At 46.4% G+C, this 19,248-nt stretch carries 13 protein-coding genes; 6 read left to right on the forward strand and 7 right to left on the reverse strand.

Going from position 1 to position 19,248, the window contains the following annotated elements; translation table 11 throughout:
- The first annotated feature begins 156 nt into the window (after positions 1-156).
- The 4 genes from OIU26_RS19675 to OIU26_RS19690 all read left to right on the forward strand — a co-directional run bounded on the left by OIU26_RS19675 (position 157) and on the right by OIU26_RS19690 (position 6,361).
- A complete protein-coding gene (locus tag OIU26_RS19675; RefSeq protein WP_013368916.1) occupies positions 157-1,446 on the forward strand; it encodes an ABC transporter substrate-binding protein in 1,290 nt (429 codons plus the stop codon).
- 101 nt (positions 1,447-1,547) lie between these two features.
- Positions 1,548-2,444: a carbohydrate ABC transporter permease gene (locus OIU26_RS19680; protein ID WP_013368915.1), complete on the forward strand. Its 897-nt coding sequence runs from the start codon at positions 1,548-1,550 to the stop codon at positions 2,442-2,444.
- A complete protein-coding gene (locus OIU26_RS19685; RefSeq protein WP_013368914.1) occupies positions 2,441-3,265 on the forward strand; it encodes a carbohydrate ABC transporter permease in 825 nt (274 codons plus the stop codon). The genes OIU26_RS19680 and OIU26_RS19685 overlap by 4 nt, the downstream gene beginning before the upstream one ends.
- Positions 3,266-3,316: 51 nt before the next feature.
- Positions 3,317-6,361: a glycoside hydrolase family 2 TIM barrel-domain containing protein gene (locus tag OIU26_RS19690; RefSeq protein WP_264217755.1), complete on the forward strand. Its 3,045-nt coding sequence runs from the start codon at positions 3,317-3,319 to the stop codon at positions 6,359-6,361.
- A 158-nt stretch (positions 6,362-6,519) separates the two neighbouring features.
- On the opposite strand, the gene OIU26_RS19695 is transcribed toward OIU26_RS19690, so the two are convergent.
- Positions 6,520-7,458, reverse strand: a complete 939-nt coding sequence (locus OIU26_RS19695; protein ID WP_013368910.1) for a YwqG family protein — start codon at positions 7,456-7,458, stop codon at positions 6,520-6,522.
- A gap of 115 nt (positions 7,459-7,573) precedes the next feature.
- Complete coding sequence (locus OIU26_RS19700; RefSeq protein WP_264217756.1) at positions 7,574-8,467, reverse strand: helix-turn-helix transcriptional regulator; 894 nt, start codon at positions 8,465-8,467, stop codon at positions 7,574-7,576.
- Positions 8,468-8,597: 130 nt separating this feature from the next.
- Between OIU26_RS19700 and OIU26_RS19705 the strand changes: the two genes are divergently transcribed.
- Positions 8,598-10,853 carry a glycoside hydrolase family 127 protein gene (locus OIU26_RS19705; RefSeq protein WP_264217757.1) on the forward strand — a complete coding sequence of 752 codons (2,256 nt, stop codon included), beginning with the start codon at positions 8,598-8,600 and terminating at the stop codon, positions 10,851-10,853.
- 117 nt (positions 10,854-10,970) lie between these two features.
- On the opposite strand, the gene OIU26_RS19710 is transcribed toward OIU26_RS19705, so the two are convergent.
- Complete coding sequence (locus OIU26_RS19710; protein WP_264217758.1) at positions 10,971-12,119, reverse strand: RDD family protein; 1,149 nt, start codon at positions 12,117-12,119, stop codon at positions 10,971-10,973.
- On the reverse strand, positions 12,097-12,969 hold the full coding sequence (locus OIU26_RS19715; protein WP_264217759.1) for a LysR family transcriptional regulator: 873 nt from the start codon (positions 12,967-12,969) through the stop codon (positions 12,097-12,099). Before OIU26_RS19715 ends, OIU26_RS19710 begins: the two co-directional genes overlap by 23 nt.
- Positions 12,970-13,103: 134 nt before the next feature.
- Between OIU26_RS19715 and OIU26_RS19720 the strand changes: the two genes are divergently transcribed.
- A complete protein-coding gene (locus OIU26_RS19720) occupies positions 13,104-14,093 on the forward strand; it encodes a zinc-binding dehydrogenase (RefSeq protein WP_165083308.1) in 990 nt (329 codons plus the stop codon).
- 86 nt (positions 14,094-14,179) lie between these two features.
- Here OIU26_RS19720 and OIU26_RS19725 read toward each other — a convergent pair whose 3' ends face one another.
- From OIU26_RS19725 to OIU26_RS19735, 3 genes are all read right to left on the reverse strand, one after another.
- Positions 14,180-15,571, reverse strand: a complete 1,392-nt coding sequence (locus tag OIU26_RS19725) for an MATE family efflux transporter (RefSeq protein WP_264217760.1) — start codon at positions 15,569-15,571, stop codon at positions 14,180-14,182.
- A 278-nt stretch (positions 15,572-15,849) separates the two neighbouring features.
- Positions 15,850-17,220 (reverse strand): MFS transporter, encoded by a 1,371-nt coding sequence (locus OIU26_RS19730; RefSeq protein WP_025675835.1) that lies wholly within the window; start codon positions 17,218-17,220, stop codon positions 15,850-15,852.
- Between the two features lie 27 nt (positions 17,221-17,247).
- Positions 17,248-19,191 (reverse strand): beta-L-arabinofuranosidase domain-containing protein, encoded by a 1,944-nt coding sequence (locus OIU26_RS19735; protein ID WP_264217761.1) that lies wholly within the window; start codon positions 19,189-19,191, stop codon positions 17,248-17,250.
- Positions 19,192-19,248: the final 57 nt, after the last annotated feature.

Raw genomic sequence — 19,248 nt, forward strand, 5'->3', positions numbered from 1 at the left:
TAGATAAATCATAATAATAAGACCAATCTGTATAAAGATATTCCTAACTGCCAGCAAAGCAAGGATGATAAACTAAATTCATAAACAAGGTAACCGCTTTCAAAAAAAGTTTTACATGATTAGCAACATATAAAAAAAGAGTAGGGGTTGAACAAAATGAAAAAAATGTCTTTCCTTCTGCTGATCGCAAGCTTGATCTTGCTATCCGCGTGCTCCAGCAATTCCGAGAAAGCAGCTACGACCACAGATTCAGGCAAGAAAGAAATCACAGTCTGGGCTTGGGACCCGAACTTTAATATCGCAGCCCTGAAGCTGGCAAAAGATCGCTATGTTGCCAAACATCCAGATGTAACCGTAAACATTGTTGAATATGCTCAAAATGATATCGTACAAAAAATGAATGCCGGCCTCAACTCCGGTTCTACTAAAGGATTGCCGAACGTGGTTCTAATTGAGGATTACCGGGCACAGAACTTCCTGCAAGCCTATCCCGATTCTTTCCATGATATGACTAATTCGATCAAAGCATCCGACTTCGCGGATTATAAAATCGGGCCGACCAGCTACAACGGCAAGCAGTATGGAGTTCCTTTCGACTCCGGCGTTATGGGATTGTATGTAAGAACGGATTATCTGGAACAAGCCGGCTACAAAGTAGCGGACTTGACCAATATTGATTGGGACAAATTTATTGAAATCGGTAAAGCTGTAAAACAGAAAACAGGCAAAGATATGCTGACTCAAGATCCGAATGACCTGGGTCTGATCCGTGGCATGATCCAAACTGCAGGTTCTTGGTACCTGAAAGAAGACGGTAAAACACCAAACCTGGCTGGTAATCCAGCTCTAAAAGAAGCACTCTTGACGTACAAATCCTTGTTCGACGCTAATATTGTTAAAATGAATGCCGACTGGAGTCAATTCTTGGCCGCGTTCAACAGTGGTGCAGTTGCTTCCGTACCAACAGGTAACTGGATTACGCCTTCGATTAAGGCTGAAGCTTCGCAATCCGGTAAATGGGCTGTAGTTCCTTTCCCTAAACTGAAAAATATACCTGAATCCGTGAATGCTTCCAGCCTCGGCGGCAGCTCCTGGTATGTCCTCAACTCGGACGGTCAAGATACCGCTGCTGATTTCCTGAAAGAAACATTCGGTTCAGATCCAGAGCTGTATCAAGATATGCTGAGCAAAATCGGAATTGTCGGTTCATTGAACGCTGCTTCCAGCGGTAAAGCTTATGACGTGGAAGATGCTTACTTCGGTGGCGACAAAGTGTATAAGAAGTTTGCTGATTGGACTAAACAAGTTCCAAAAGTCAATTATGGCCTGCACACTTATGCCATTGAGGACATCATGACCGTTGAAATTCAAAACTATCTGAACGGGAAAGATGTAGACACAGTTCTGAAGGACGCTCAAGGACAAGCGGAAGCACAGCTTAAATAAGACAGTCCATCTAGCCAAGGCTAAACAATAAAACGATAAGCACTTAAAACCTTGGGCTTGCGAGTTCAAGGTTTTATTGCTGCATAGGGAGTTGACATGGTATGAAGACAGCCGCGCCCAAAATGACTACAACACGTCTCAAAGCAGGTATGACAGGATGGTTGTTCATATCCATCGCAGTGATCATGATTGCCGCCTTTTATTTTTATCCGATGATTCAGGCGCTGATCTTATCCTTTAAAACGGGTACAGGGTCTAATCTGAGTTTTAACGGCATTGATAACTATAAGCGCCTGTTCACCGACAAAATGTTCATCACCGCCGTAAAGAATACATTTATCTACTTAATTTTCCAGGTACCTTTAATGGTCATTCTGGCTCTGTTCATTTCCGTATTGTTGAACGATAAAAACCTGAAATTCAAGGGCTTTTTCCGCACCGCCATCTTCTTGCCGTGTATCACATCTCTTGTAGCCTATTCGGTTGTTTTCAAGTATCTGTTCTCATCTGACGGTTTGGTAAACTCCTTGTTGCTGAATCTGCATGTGATTGGTACGCCAATCCAATGGATTACAGATCCTTTCTGGGCCAAAGTAACAATTATTATCGCGATCACATGGCGCTGGACTGGGTACAACATGATCTTTTATCTGTCGGGTCTTCAGAACATTGACAGCTCTATCTACGAAGCAGCCCGCATTGACGGAGCTTCCCCGATTCGGCAGTTTTTCAGCATTACCGTTCCACTGCTTAAGCCGATTATCCTGTTCACCTCGATTACATCGACGATTGGTACACTCCAGCTCTTCGATGAAATTATGAATATTACGAAGGGTGGGCCCGGTAACGCGACATCTTCTATTTCGCAATATATCTATAATCTGTCCTTCAAGTATTCATCCGACTTTGGTTATGCGGCGACCGTATCTTATTCCATCGTCATTATGATCATTATCTTGTCGATTATCCAGTTTAAAGTGGCAGGTGAGAAAAAATGATGAAAACAAAAAGAGCATTTACGTACGCCTTTCTGATTCTTGTATCATTCATTTCGATTTTCCCGTTCCTGTGGATGCTATCCAGCTCCACGAACCTGTCAGTCGATGTGACGAAAGGCAAACTTCTGCCTGGCTCCCATCTGATGGATAACATGCACAATCTGCTGGAACAAGTAGACATCGTTACTGCACTCAGTAATTCTGCAAAGGTTTCCATCTCAACGACGCTGCTGGCTATGCTCATTGCATCACTGGCTGGCTATGGCTTTGAAATTTACAGAAGCAAAGCGAAAGACGTTGTCTTCAATATCCTGCTGATGTCGATGATGATTCCGTTTGCGGCAATCATGATCCCGCTTTACCGGATGTTCGGCAGCATTTCTAATGTCATACCATGGATCGGCATTGATACGCTCTCTTCTGTCGTTATTCCGACCGTAACTACGGCGTTCCTGATCTTCTTTTTCCGTCAAAGCACCAAGATGTTTCCCAAGGATCTGCTGGAAGCTGGCCGGATGGATGGATTATCCGAGCTAGGTCTGTTCTTCCGGGTGTATATGCCTACGATGAAAACAACCTATGCCGCTGCCGCAATCATCACGTTCATGTCCAGCTGGAACAACTACCTCTGGCCTCTGATTGTACTGCAAACGCCAGAAAATCAAACCATCCCGCTGTTGATCTCGAACCTCGGCTCCAGCTATGCACCGGACTACGGCGTTATCATGATCGCCATTGTCCTGTCCACATTGCCGACTGCACTGGTATTCTTCCTGATGCAGAAGCACTTTGTCGCAGGTATGGTCGGCTCGGTAAAATAATAGATTTCTGTATACGGTCTTCATTCAATTTAAAAATAAGGAGTGTTCGCCTTGACCATTCATACCCCTAGTCTGGACTGGCTCACCGATGTGACCAAGTTCGCGGTAAATCGCTTGCCTGCCTATTCCGACCATAAGTATTACGCCACGCTTCAGGAAGCAGAGCACCAGGCCGATATGGCCTGGCGTCACAGCCTGAATGGGAGCTGGAAGTTCAACTATGCGACGAATCCGGCCACTCGCCCAGTAGAATTCTATGCCCCTGACTTTGAGTATGGCGGCTGGAGCGATATTCAGGTACCAGGTCATATTCAGACACAAGGCTTCGGCCAAATGCAGTACGCCAATACGATGTACCCGTGGGACGGACATTCAGACGTTCGTCCACCCCATATTCCAGAAGACCACAATCCGGTCGGTAGCTATATCAAAAGATTTGTTTTGCCCGAAAATATGGCTTCCGACGCGCAACCTGTGTTCATCTCTTTTCAAGGTGTCGAGTCGGCCTTCTATGTATGGCTGAACGGAAAATTTGTCGGTTACAGCGAGGACAGTTTTACACCGTCTGACTTTGAGCTAACACCCTACCTGCAAACTGGTGAAAACAAGCTGGCGGTAGAGGTATATCAAAGAAGTACAGGAGCTTGGCTGGAGGATCAGGATTTTTGGCGTTTTTCCGGCATTTTCAGAGACGTATATCTGTACACGATCCCTACTGTTCACGTACGCGACCTGCATGCCAAGGCAGATCTGGACGCTACCTACACGCAGGGCCAGCTGGAACTGAAACTGACTTTGGAACAACCAGCAACAGCCCATACAACTGTCGATGTGAAGGATGCCACCGGACATACAGTAGCTTCTTTGAAAGCTGACTTTACAGACGGCATCGCCTCGCTGTCAGCAACTTTGGAGCAAGTAGAGCGCTGGAGCGCGGAAAAGCCTTATTTATATACGTTGCTCATTCAAATTTATGATGCCAATGGAACACTCGTCGAGGTGATCCCACAAAAGGTCGGCTTCCGCAAATTCGAGATGGTCAACAAGGTTATGCATCTGAACGGCAAACGCATCGTCTTTAAAGGTGTGAACCGTCATGAATTTAACGCTCGTACCGGACGTGCGATTTCCCGTGAAGATATGCTGTGGGATATTCGGACACTCAAGCAGAACAATATGAACGCTGTCCGTACCTCTCATTACCCGAATCAGACACTGTGGTATGAGCTCTGCGATGAATACGGGATATACGTGATTGACGAAATGAACTTGGAAACACACGGTTCCTGGCAAAAACTCGGCGCAGTCGAGCCTTCGTGGAATATTCCGGCCAATCTGCCGGAGTGGCAGGATATCGTTATGGATCGCGCCATTTCCATGCTGGAACGGGACAAAAACCATGTATCCATTCTGATCTGGTCTTGCGGAAATGAGTCGTATGCAGGTGAAGTGCTGCGCAATGTCGCTAACTATTTCCGGTCCACCGATCCGAGCCGTCTGGTACACTACGAAGGCGTGTTTCACAATCGTACGTACGATGATACCAGCGATATGGAGAGCCGGATGTACGCCAAGCCCGCAGATATCGAGCAATACTTAAACGACAATCCACAAAAACCGTATATCAGTTGCGAATACATGCATGCAATGGGCAATTCCGTAGGCGGCATGCACAAGTATACCGAGCTGGAGAACAAATACGAGCTGTATCAAGGTGGGTTCATTTGGGATTACATTGATCAGGCGGTCATGAAAAAAGATCTCTACGGACGCGAGTACCTGGCGATCGGCGGCGACTTTGACGACCGTCCAACAGACTATGGTTTCTGTACAGACGGAATTGTCTATGCAGACCGGAAGGTTTCACCGAAGATGCAGGAGGTCAAATTCCTGTACCAAAATCTGAAGCTCATCCCGGATACCAAAGGTGTGACCATCCGCAACGAAAACCTGTTCGAGGGTACAGGAGACTATGAACTGGTATACAGCCTGCTGCATGAAGGTCAAGAGATCGCGCGAAATGTGAGTCATGTGGATGTGGCGGCTCAGACCGAAGCCTATATTCCATTGACATTCCCAAGCACAGACGAGAAGCCTGGGGAATATGTCATTCACACAGCGCTCGTATTGAAGGAAGCGACGCTCTGGGCTGAGGCTGGGCATGAAGTGGCCTTCGGACAACATATTTCCATTGTGGAAGATCCAAATCCGCTGAAAGCTCCAATAGGTGGAGCCCTACGAGTGGCGCATGGTGATGTAAATATTGGCGTTCACGGTACGGATTTCACCATCATGTTCTCCAAAGGAGCAGGCAGCCTGACTTCACTTCGCTACGCTGGACGTGAGATGATCGCTACGCCTCCTGCCCCGCTGTTCTGGCGAGCAACCACAGACAATGATCGGGGAACCGCACTGGGTTTTGAAGCTGGTGGCTGGTTCGCTGCAAGCCTGACGCGTAAATGTGTGGATATTGAGGTCACGGAAGAGCAGACAGACCGTGTGACCATTACGTTCCGCTACACCCTAAGCATTCATGCTGACGTACAGGTAACGGTAACCTACACCGTCTTGGCGGATGGCAGTTTGAACGTAAAATCCACCTATGAAGGTGTATCAGGGCTGCCTAACCTGCCGATCTTTGCCCTTTCGTTCAAGGTTCCAGCGGACTATCGCCATCTGGACTGGTATGCGATGGGACCGGAGGAGAATTACATTGACCGAGCCTTTGGTGCTAGACTCGGCGTATTCCGCAACAAAGCTGCGGATAATGTGTCCGGGTATGTCGTGCCACAGGAATCCGGCAACCGTACAGGCGTGCGCCGGGTCGATATTACCGACGATTCCCAGCGAGGCATTCGCATTACAGCACCTGCCACCGCACCAGTGGAATGCAATATTTCGCCGTATACAGCGTTTGAGCTGGAAAGTGCAGGCCATCTGTATGAACTGCCCAATGTGTATTACACCGTTGTCACCGTAGCTGGCAAGCAAATGGGCGTAGGCGGCGACGACAGCTGGGGTGCTCCGGTACATGAGGAATATCAAATTCCGGCCGATCAAAAGCTGGAATTCGAGTTTACCGTGCAGCGGATATAAATAAACTCTCCCTATAGACAAGTATATATAATAAAAGCCCTTCCGGCTTCCCTGATGGAAAGCCGGAAGGGCTTTTATATTTTCTCATTCCACTCGTACATCATGACATAGTCCATGCCGCTCCAGCGTTTACGTATAAGCGGCCTTGCCGCACCCGGCTAGCTTGTAGCCAGATTAACATATGTTCGCGAGAAATCAAGGTTCTTCAAGTCCCTTTGATCTATAAAAAACTCCAAATACCCTGCGTCCCACCAGCACATACCAACCTCATTCAAGGATGATACAGAGAGCAAAACATGCCAATTTTCCGAAGCTTGATCGTGCTTTTCCCGATTCGCCTGGTATTCTTGCAGCTGAGGCAGCACTTCGGATCGTAAATGCTCCGCATACTCCGTACTTCCCCTATGCATAGCTTGCTCGGCTTCCTGATGGATCTGACCCTCACTCTTATGCCAATTAAACAGAAGACCCTTTAGCCCGTTACGGCACAGATAAGCATCCCGACGAGTGTTCCCGGCAAAAGACTGATGCTGCCCCCACACCGTGTCGCTATGTTCATATAAAAGCTCATAAAGCTCTTCGTACTGATCTAATAGAATATCTCCTAGCTCACCCTCCGATGGTAGCGTCAGGATCGGATGAAAAGAAATTGCATACGCAGTGAAATCCCGTTGCTCCACCGACACCTCTACGCGCCCAGCGGGCGGTAATGTTTTCTGCAAAGCACTGCTGTCGCCGTTATAGTAAAATATTTTATGCTCAATATCGTAAGCTGGCTCATCCAGCCCAAGAAAAAAGTATAGTATGCCCTGATGAGGCAATCCCTCAAATGGTGAAAAAGGCAACTCGCTTAGATTGATTTGCGCAATAAACGTATAATATTCTCCGTCTGAATTACACGGCCACTCTATTGTGGGCGGCAGATCTGGATAGCCGGCGATCCGACTATTCCCAACGTTTTCATAGTTTTCCTCATGCTCTAGCTGAAATTGTATAGTAGCTTCGGCTTCCTGATAGATCTCTTCTTTTAACTCATCATCAAGTGAATGCTCTTCGAGTATTCGAGTCAGTTCTTCCTTTAATGGTGATTGCAGCATCTCACTCGCCCCTTTTGACAAAGTATTATGTATTGATTGCTCTCATTCAATCTCTCTTAAATCAGATTATCAAATTATAGTCTGATAATCTATGCTGCCATGAAGCGGAAATGGACTAGACATTGTTCATAAATGTTTTGTGATAGGCATTCCGATACTGTGAAGGAGTCATATGTACTCTCTTTTTAAACAACCGCATAAAATACTTCTCATCCGTGTATCCTGCTTCTTCCGCTACCTGCTTAATGCTCATATCTGTACGGGAAATCAATTCCTTAGCTTTGTTGATTCGAATACTGTGAATGAACTCCAAGGGACGCATGCCCGTATTCTGCATGAACAAACGGGATATATAATCCTTGTTGTAATTGAACTTCTGAGCCAAATCGGTCACGGTCAGCGGATCTCCAGCATGAATTCGAGTCCACTCAATAATCTTGTTCATGCTCACATTCCCCTGTGAATGGACAGGATTGGAGATCAAGCGACTGAGGGCCAGTTCGGATATCTCGATCAGCAGTGAGCTGAACAAATAATTTGCACTGTGATACGTAAGATAGTGTGAGTTGGCGACATGCAAGATTTGATTGACAATAATATGAATCCGATCACCGTTATCTGCCTGTACACTTTGCGGTAAATAGATATCGCGTATCACGCCATGGCGCTGTACAAGCCCGTCCATTGCACTTGTTTCCTGCTTCATTTCCTCACTAGATAATACATTCGGGGTCGCAGGTACATCGAAATGAAACCAATAAAATTTAACCCCAGGCAACGATTCCCGGTATCCTCGATGCGTACGACCGGGGTACAGCAATAGAATATCTCCTTCCCCTACTTCAAAATCCTCCTCTTCCTCCCGTATATATACCGTCTCTTGGACTCCAAGGATCAGCTCAAAGTTCTCAATGGAACGGCTCATATGTTTCCATGGCACCTCGGAAACGAACTCGCCTGCCGAGATCAGTTGGATCGGAGCATCTACATTCACTTTCAGATAGGTCATGTTATCGCCTCTTTAGATTCATGTTCGGATTTGTCCACCTATTGTATGGTTAAGCTACTGACATACCGCGACTCCAATGCTAATGTAGTGGAGAAATATACACTTTCATCTTAGCTAAGGAGCGATGATTTTGAAAGCACAAGCTTTTGACTTGCATAAAGTAAGCATTGATTCCGGCCCACTTTACCACGCCATGGAGCTGAATATGACCTATCTGCTGAGTTTGGAACCTGACCGTTTATTGTCACGTTTTCGTGAATATGCGGGATTGGAGCCCAAAGCGGCTCATTATGAGGGCTGGGAGGCACGCGGCATCAGTGGACATACACTTGGTCACTACCTGTCTGGCTGTGCGCTAATGTTTGCCTCCACAGGCGACAAGAGACTACTGGAACGAGTAAACTATGTAATCGACGAATTGGAAATATGCCAAAACAATCATGGAAACGGATACACTTCCGGCATCCCGCGTGGGAAAGAGATTTTTGAAGAAGTCAAAGCTGGAGATATTCGTTCCCAGGGCTTTGATCTTAACGGAGGCTGGGTTCCGCTATATACGATGCACAAGCTCTTCGCAGGCTTGCGTGATGCCCACCTGCTCGCTCATCATCCCAAGGCTTTAGCGATGGAAATCAAACTCGGCGACTGGCTGGAGGATGTATTCCAAGGATTGAGCGATGAGCAGGTGCAACAGGTACTCCATTGCGAGTTTGGCGGTATGAACGAGGTGCTGACCGATCTGGCGGAACATTCCGGAGAAAAACGCTTTTTGAACCTGGCAGAACGCTTTTATCATGGAGAGGTGCTGAATGATCTGGCAGACAGTCGCGATACGCTGGCAGGACGACATGCTAATACGCAAATTCCTAAGATCATCGGTGCAGCACGGCAGTTCGAAGTGACAGGCAAACCTCTATATGCGGACCTTTCCCGCTTTTTCTGGGATCGGGTGGTTCACAAGCATTCCTACGTAATCGGCGGCAATAGCTATAATGAACATTTTGGCGAACCCGGCAAGCTGAATGATCGTTTGGGCGAAGGCACCTGTGAAACCTGCAACACCTACAATATGCTGAAATTAACAAGACATATGTTCGAATGGGACGCGTACGCAGCCTATGCCGACTACTATGAACGAGCAATGTTCAATCATATTCTGGCTTCACAGCAGCCTGTAGATGGACGTGTATGCTATTTTGTATCGCTGGAAATGGGAGGACACAAGTCCTTCAATTCTCAATATGAGGATTTTACATGTTGTGTCGGGTCCGGTATGGAAAGTCACTCCATGTACGGCACGGCGATTTATTTTCACACGGCAAATACAATCTATGTCAACCAATATGTCCCTTCTACCGTGACGTGGGATGAGATGAACATACAGCTCAAACAAGAAACCCTCTTTCCGCAAAATGGGCGGGGAACGCTTCATGTCGTAAGCAAGGAGCCCAAGTTCTTCACGATTAAACTAAGATGCCCGCACTGGGCGGAGCAGGGAATGAAGATTATAATCAACGGAGAAGAGTATGCCGCTGAGGCTTGTCCTACCAGCTATATTGTAATTGAACGGGAATGGAAAGATGGAGATACGGTCGAATACGATATTCCTATGACAGTAAGAGTTGAGGAAATGCCGGATAATCCGCGTCGGATTTCATTCATGTACGGCCCACTTGTGCTGGCTGGAGATCTGGGTCCTGTTGTACAGGAGTCCAACGAGGAACGTCTGCTGGCATCTGTTCTGATTGGATCGGCCGATTCCCTGACAACCAAGCTGATTGCTGATGAGAAGGAGCCGAATACATTCCATCTAAACGACCTTGGCTATATCGGAGACTTGCAGCTTCGTCCGTTTTATCAGATATATGATCGTTCTTATACCGTCTACTGGGATCTCTTTTCCAAGGAGGAATGGGTAGCAACAGAGGCAGAATACCGTACCGCGTTAGCGTACCAGCTAGAGCTGGAACGACTTACAGTGGATGTTGTGCAGCCTGCCGAAATGCAGCCTGAACGGGATCATGCCTTCACTGGAGAACACGTTGGCCTGGGGTCCATTTATAATCGCAAATATCGCGACACATGGTCTGGGGGCTGGTTCTCTTTTGTCATGAAGGTGCTCCCTGATGAGCCAGTCCAATTAGCAGTGACCTATCTGAAGGACTCCGACCGCTCTCATCGTGACTTTGACATCACTGCAGATGGTCAGAATTTAGGAGAAGGCAAGCTGGAATCCGAGGAAATGAATAAGTTCGAGACATTTGCCTATGAGTTACCTCTATCTGTGACGAATCAAAAGAATGAAGTTACGATTCGATTCACAGCCCAGCCACAAGGCAAGGTGGCAAAAGTTGCCGGATTGCGAGTGATCAAAAGTCATCTATAGCACCATTCCGTAGCACTGTCCCGCCTATATAACAACAAGCAGACGCTTCTATAAGCTGTCTGCTTGTTCTGCTTACCGCCTTATAATTTGAATCATCGTTATTGCTTCAGGTTCACTTTACATCATGTTCATTTCACGGAAACTGTCTCTAATCTTGCGCAGCTCTTGCTGGGCTCGACCGTATCGGGAAGCGTAGGTCCAAGCAAGCACCTGATGATAATGCGAAGGTGTTTCAATTGTGGTCACGTTATACATGGCCAGATTCCCGTCTATTTCTCCTTTTAGGGTAAACTCAATGGCAGGATATCCGTTCACCACCATATCTGAAGCGGTCCCCAATTCAGGGTCCGTAATTCCTGACACCAAATGATCCTCAATGATTCCTTTATATTCTTGAAGGGTCATACTGCTGTCAAAGTCGCTTTTCGGTTCAGACAATACAATCAAATATCTATCGGTAAATTCATTTTTAATGGAAATATCCGCTTCCTCATTAATCCTATTATCTCGTGACCAATTCCACGGAGCCGTAACCGCAAACTGGTTATCTTTACTGGTAAATACCTCAGGCTTCACGATTTGAGTAATGAGCGTAGAAATTAAGGATACAGCCAAGACAATCGAAGTGATCGTCATCAGGATGATTGCTCCTGCAATAATCCCGGTTTTCTTTTTGCTCACCTTCCCCAAATCCCGTGTCCTAACTACATATGTATTGGCGGCCATATCTCCAATTCGTTGTTTCCGAGGTGTCACCAGCACACATATACCGGCGGGCAGCCCCCAGAAAAGCAGCGGGTTCGTATCCACCAGATGTATGAGCGTACGGATCAACGATTTAATCATGCCTGGCGGCATTCCTTCTCCATTCACGACCTGAATGCGAAGTACAAACTTGCCCAGCGTATAGCCTGTAAGTCCTTCCAGCAACAGATAATAGCAGAAAGAGCCAATCAAGAAGAGTATCACTACCATACCCATATTTGGGATTTCAGCTTCAGCTACTTTTTTCGCTATAAAATAGACAAGCCCACCATACCCAAAGACGATAAGAATGAAGTCAATCATCCAGGCGGCCCATCTCCTGAAAAAGATAGAGGCTCCGTATGTTTCTGATAATACCGCCATCCTATCTGGTTCTCGTCGTTGATAACCGCCATTCCTCACAAATTCTCCCGGAGCTACTGTAGATGGATTTTTCGATAAATTATGTTCTTCCAAATGATACACCCCTGATGTCAATTTAATCCCAGTTAAGTATAACATCCTTTTTCATCCAGTGGAGCAATCCTGACAGCGCACTGGAGTAAACCGAATCCCGCCGATGAACAAACCACACCTCTAATTTACGATATGTTTCGGGTAAACGATGCGAAGCAATACTTCCCTCCTTCTTCGCCTTTACAATTGACGAGTGTGGCAGCATGGACACCCCCAGACCAGAGGCTACACCGCCTAAAATGACTTCCAATGTTCCGAATTCCATAATCTGATACGCATCCACACCTGCATCACTCAGAAAACTTTCCGCTCTTGCCCGATGTGTGCAGCCTACATCGAAGAACAGCATAGGCTTGGCAAGCAACTTGCTCATATCACTTTCTCCCGGTTCCGAAATAAGCACCAACTCCTCTTCAAACGCCGCAACATGCTCTATATTCGGATCATCGACAGGGCCATAGACGAATGCCCCATCTAATTCGTAATTGAATACCTTTTGTACAAGGGCATGCGTTCCCCCGGTCATCAGCGATAGCTGCACATTAGGGTATTCAGCGTAATATCCCGTCAATAAAGTCGTTAGATGCGTAACCGCAGTCGTCTCAATCGAGCCCAATCGCAACGGTCCCGCAGGCTGGTCCGAATATTGAGTAGACTTCTCTGCCTCGTCGAGCAAGGTCAGTATGGATTCCGCATACTCCAGCAGATTCTCTCCTGCCGACGTTAGTGTCATTCCGCGATTAGATCTGCGAAATAGCGGTACGTTTAATTGTGCCTCAAGCTGCTGAATCCGTGAGGTCACATTGGACTGTACATAGTTCAACACTTGCGCAGCCCTTGTGATACTGCCCTCGCGAGCAACCGCCCGAAAAATTTTCAAATCACTGCTTTCCATATATACATCACCTGCTTGGTATGATCATTTATGATACTGACGTTCGATTTTGTTCATTTTACCGGATGCTTGCCGCTCTGTACAATTCAAAGTACATGCAAATGCATCTAAAATCGACCACAGGAGGCTTTAAAATGAAAGCTGTAATACATACCGGCAAAAATGGCCTTGAGGGCCTGATGTATAAGGACGTTACGGACAGACAGCCGGGGCACAGCGAAGTGAAGGTCAGACTCAAAGCCGCAGGCTTGAACCATCGGGATCTGTTCCTCATGGCGGATCGAACCGCCAACGATGCTCCACTCATTCTCGGATCGGATGGAGCAGGCGTGATCGAGGCTGTGGGCGCTGGCGTCCCAACCTCACTGGTAGGCACTGACGTAATCATCAATCCATGTATCGGATGGGAGAAGACGCACCACGTTCCCTTGGTTCCTGCCATTCTGGGCGTTCCTTCAGACGGGACATTGGCCGAATCGGTTATCATTCCCGTTCAAAATGCCGTCAGCAAGCCAGCTTACCTGTCCTGGGAAGAAGCAGGGGTACTGTCTTTGTCTGCCTTGACCGCTTACCGCGCTCTCTTCACTAGAGGCCAATTACAGCAGGGGGTCCATGTCCTTATTCCCGGTATTGGCGGTGGGGTAGCCACGTATGCCATGTTAATGGCTTTAGCGGCGGGCGCACGGGTCAGCGTCACATCACGTAGCGAAGCAAAAAAACAAGCTGCCCTCGCCCATGGCGCTCATCATGCATTCGACAGTGATAGCGATTGGAAAGAAAGCATGAACGGAGACACCGTGGATCTGATCCTTGACAGCATCGGACCCGCTACGTTCGACAAATATCTGGATGTCATCAAACCGGATGGCCGGATCATTACATTTGGCGCAAGCTCAGGAGATCACATAGAGATTCCGCTGCGTTCTATATTTTTCCCACAGATTAGCATCATCGGTACCTCTATGGGGAGCGGTGAGGAATTCGCAGATATGCTCCAATTCATGGAGCGCCATTCCCTTCATCCCATTATAGATAGCGTCTTCCCTCTACAAGATACAGCGCAAGCCTTTTACCGTATGCAGCAGGGAGTGCAGTTAGGCAATATAGGGATCAGAATGGAATAAGGCGTACGTAACTTTAACCGTCTATAAAAAAATCCACTACTATAAAGCGCCTCATTCCGAGGTCAATTTTATAGTAGTGGACCTATTCAGTCGATCAAACGATGCTGGACCCATTTGCTGCCGCGGAAGCGCCAGAGGAAAACGATCCCCCGCACACCCCATTCAATATCCATGGCCAGCCAGACACCCACAATGCCCAAGTTGAACACAATGCCCAAGACATACCCGAGCACTACCCGACACAACCACATGGACAGCATCGAGGTGAGGGACGTAAATTTGGAATCTCCTGCCGCCCTAAGCGCAGAGGGTGTAATAAAGGCGATGGACCAGAGTGGAATCTGGGCCAGCGTATTAATCAGCATGACCATAAAAATGTCATCTACAATTTCAGCAGGCGGATGGAACAGCCCCACCATCGGCTTGAACAAAGGCATTAGGATTAGTCCCATTACAATAAACGAACCGGACGACAGCCAAATAAATGATTTGGTAAACTTGCGGGCATCTTGTACATTTCGCCGTCCCATGCATTGACCAACCACGGTCACAATCGTAAGAGCCAAAGCATTCGCAGGAATTTGGAACACGTTAGCTAGGGATGAGCAAATGGCATTCGTCGCCAATGCATTGGTCCCCAGGTTCACAATGAAGATTTGCGTTAAAATTTTACCTCCATTAAAAAACATCTGTTCCGCTGCAAAAGGAAGACCAATAAACAGGATCTTTTTAAGCATGGCTAGATTAAAATAAAGCATATCTCTAAGCTGAACACGCAAGTCGTCATCTACCCTAACCAAATAAATCAACGCGCAGGCAGCCCCTGCATATCTGGACACATTGACTGCAATCGTCATGCCCAGTACACCCATATCTAACAAGTTAATAAATACGACATTCAGCAGCACGTACGAAAGGTTCATGATGAGCGAAAGAGCCAGCGACGCCCTCGTCTTGCCGATCCCTCTCAGCGCTCCACATACGGCCTCAACGATCGCAATCCCCACGAAAGACATACAGCTTCCCAGCAGGTACACCTTGCCGTTAGCCAATACATCAGCCGAGGCAGAGCCAAACAGGACGCTTAAAATGGGATTGTACAACAGGATCATAAACAGACTGATACATAAGGCCAGCAAGGAAACGGAGGATATCGTACCGGATGTTGCTTTAGAGACCATAAGATCGTTGCCGCTCCCCTTATACTGCGCTACAACAACCGTACCCCCGGTAGACACTGCCACAAACACATTAATTAGGAAAATATTTAATGAATCAATCATATTTACAGCACTGACCGCCGCCATCCCTGACGAGCTAATCATTGCTGTGTTCACCAAATTAAGACCCACGATAAAAGCCTGATCAATTAGAAGCGGGATAAACAAGGCAATCATCTGCCGATAATCAATAGACTCTCCAGAAAAATGCCGATTCAGAAAGCCGTGCGTTCTCATCCTTACACTCAGTTGACTCATATCATCACATTCTTTTTATCAAATTGAAAAAAAACCCTTCAACAGAAGAGTCTTTCATGGCGAAAAAATGTATAAAGTTGCAAGGCTAGATGTCTCTGGCTCTTGATTCTGTACACTTTTCTCTACATAGAAGTATCACTCTAAAAGAAAATTCTGTCAATGGCTTTACTCACATTTGAATAGAAAAAAAACCTCAAAACCTGCTCAGCTCGGTGAACAGGTTTTGAAACAGGATTACACTATCCCTCGGTATTCATAACACCTTGTTAAGAGAATATCTATGATCTTCTCGCAATTAAGTCTTGTTGAATAGAAGCTTCATTCTTTTCGAATTTCTTATAGAAAAACATAGGAATAATTCCGATCAAGAAGACGATAAACGGCAGCCAGATGAAGCTGAACTGAATGCCAGACAAAGCAGTCGGGGTCTGAACCTTTCCAGCAATATAGCCCGTGCTACCCATAACCCATGCTGGCAATAATCCGCCAATTCCGCTACCTGCTTTAATACAGAATGCGCTTCCAATAGAAGTCAGGAATCCACTTGCCCGAATTCCATTTTTCCATTCCCCATAATCAACTGTATCGGACAACATGGCAAATGGCATAGAACACGCAAAGCCTGATCCTAATGCACCAATGATCCAGCCAGCAATAATAAGGGTTAAGTTTGTACTTCCCATTAAAATCACAACTTGACCTAATGCAGCTAATATCAATCCGATAATCATGATCGTATTTTTAGTTAATTTTCTGGCAAACAACGGAATCAGAACCATAGAGATTAATTGCAAAGAGGTCAGTCCATTGATTAAAGGCACCAAGTCCTTACTGTCCAGATTGTATTGCAGATAAAAGATAAGCGTAGCAGAACGAATATTCAAACCGATCCAGTAACACAGGTTAGCAGCTACAACGAGCATCCAGGGCCAGTTTCGCTTGATGGCTGTAAAGCTTTTAGCAATGGGAACAGATTTCGTTTTCACTGCCGCATTTTCACGCAAATCGGCGAACGCTATGAAAAACATAATAATCGCCATAATTCCAAATAAAACGAGCGTTAGAGAAAATCCTTTTTGGTCATTCCCCTGTCCAAAGAAGGCGACCAGAGGCAAGGTGAACGTGGTGGCGATGAAGAAGCCCACGTTTCCCCCGACCATACGGAAAGAGTTCAAGACCACGCGTTCATTGGAGTTGGTGCTCAGGTTAGGCAGAATAGACGTAATCGGTGTACTGATTCCCGTATACAAAATACCCGCTATGATATAAGTGATGGCCGCATATGCAATTTTCCCCGATTCACTCCAATTGGGCGTCGTAAACGTAAGGACCATGAACACGGCAAACGGAACAGCTAGCCATAGAAAATAAGGTCTGCTCTGGCCGTATTTTGATTTGGTTCGGTCAATCAGGATGCCCCAGATCGGGGCATCAATGGCATCAATAAAACGGGTGATAAATAGTAATGTTCCGGCAATCCCAATAGAAAGACCGAATACATCCGTATAAAAATATAGTAGATAGCTGGAAATGACACAGTATAGTAGATTGCCTGCCGTATCCGTTAACGAATAGCTGATTTTACGATGAAAAGGAACGGTACTGGCTGCTTTTTCGGGTGGTTCCGTACTCACAATTCTCGTACTCATGATCTTTCCTCTCCCCATGCGAATGAATTATAATTCATAAACCCATACACGCATTTCCCCTTTGGCCCTGTTGCACCAGGCGTAGTAAGGAATGGCGGTAATTTGTTGAGGAACAAGTTCAGGGGGCTCCGAGCTGTATAATGCATTTGAACCTTTTACCCGATATCCCTCTATGGTCAGCTTTACAATGCCACCCAGCAGATTTTCGCTAAATTCTTCTGTAACGGGGTTATCCTTTGGTAATCTTAATCCTGCCAGATTCGCCCCATTATCCGCTTCTTCCAGACAGTACACAACTGGACCACGTTGAAGAGCAACTTGCTGCTGGTTCATGGAGACAAGCGGGTTGCTCCGAATACGCTCCACCGGCATAGCCAAGTGCAAAGTTACCATATCCCCATCCTTCCAAGTGCGCTGAATCTCGACATAGCCTTTTTCAAGATGGTCTAGTGATATGACTTCCCCATTCACCTTTACCTCTGCCTGCTTGCACCACCCTGGAATTCGCAGTGCCCATTTAAATGCAGTTGGCTCTGTTACATGAATCGAAAGAGCAAGATCCGCATCCCACGGATAATGATGGGTTTGTGTAATTTCAACCTCTTGTCCAGATAAAGTCATGTTCACCTTGCTGGCAATATACAGATGCGTATACAACGTATCCTCGGTCTGGGTGTACATATTGTTCTCCACCGATGCAATCATTCGCGCCAAATTGGGTGGACAGCAGGCGCAGAAGAACCATTTTTGCCGCTCTGTTTTTACATGTTCCTGATCTTTTCTCGATTTTTGGAAAGGATTGACTTCCAGCGGATTCACGTAGAAAAACCGTTTCCCATCCAGATCCATTCCACTAATCGTTCCATTGTAGAGCGCACGCTCCAGAACATCGGCATATTTCCGGTCCGGCGCTAAGCGCAGCATACGATTGGCCCAGAAAGCCAGCCCTACAGAGGCGCAAGTTTCGCAGTACATGCTGTCATTGGGAAGATCATGATGGCAAGTGAATGCTTCCGCGTTCACCGTAGATCCGATTCCGGCAGTAATGTACATTTTGTGGTTCGTGACATCATCCCACAGCGTTTCACAGGTTTGTAGCAGAGAGGCATCTCCCGTTTTTGCAGCTAGGTCTGCCATCGCAATATACAGATACACTGCTCTTACCGCATGACCAACGGCTTCTTTTTGTTCTCGCACTGGTTGGTGTGCTTGCTGATATTCGAAGCCTAGGCCAAAATTAATATTGTTATCATCATTCCAGGTGGGCTCTGTTTGAATATGCTTTCTCTTTTCTTGCTCCTCCACAAAATAAATAGGATGCTGTCCCCGCTGTTCGATAAAATATTGCGCTAATTTGAGGTATTGATCCTTAGCCGTTACGTCGTATAATTTGATCAAGGCCAACTCAATTTCTTCATGCCCCGGATAGCCTTTCCGTTTCCCTTCTTCTGTACCAAATATCTGCTGAATCAGGTCTACGTATTTCTCCATAATGTTGAGGAATTTCGTCTTACCCGTCGTTTCATAATAAGCAACAGCCGCTTCTATAAAATGTCCCGCACAATACAGCTCATGATTGTCCCTTAAGTTTGTCCAACGATTGTCAGGTTCCTTCAGCAAATAGTACGTATTCAGATATCCATCCTCAGCTTGCGCTCTTCCCAATAGATCAATGACTTCATCAGCCCGCTCTTCAAGCGCAGAATTTGGATGATCCCTTAAACTAAAGGCAACCGTCTCCAACCATTTGGCAAGATCACTATCTTGGAAAACGGTTCCATAATACTCTCCACTAGATTCCCCGGCCGCAATTCTAAAGTTCTCAATCGCATGGCTGGGTTCTGTATCTGGTAATTCATCATTTAATGCTTTCCACTGATAAGGAATAACCTCTTCCGCCACAACCTGCTTATACTTTTTCCAAAATGAATCATCGACGATGACATGCTTCACTGGTTTTGCCGTTTTCATTGGATAAACATCCCTTCCTGAAAATAGAACGCTTTCATTTTTGAAAAAATAAGGATA

Source organism: Paenibacillus sp. BT-177, assembly GCF_025846815.2.
Taxonomy (GTDB): Bacteria; Bacillota; Bacilli; order Paenibacillales; family Paenibacillaceae; genus Paenibacillus; species Paenibacillus polymyxa_C.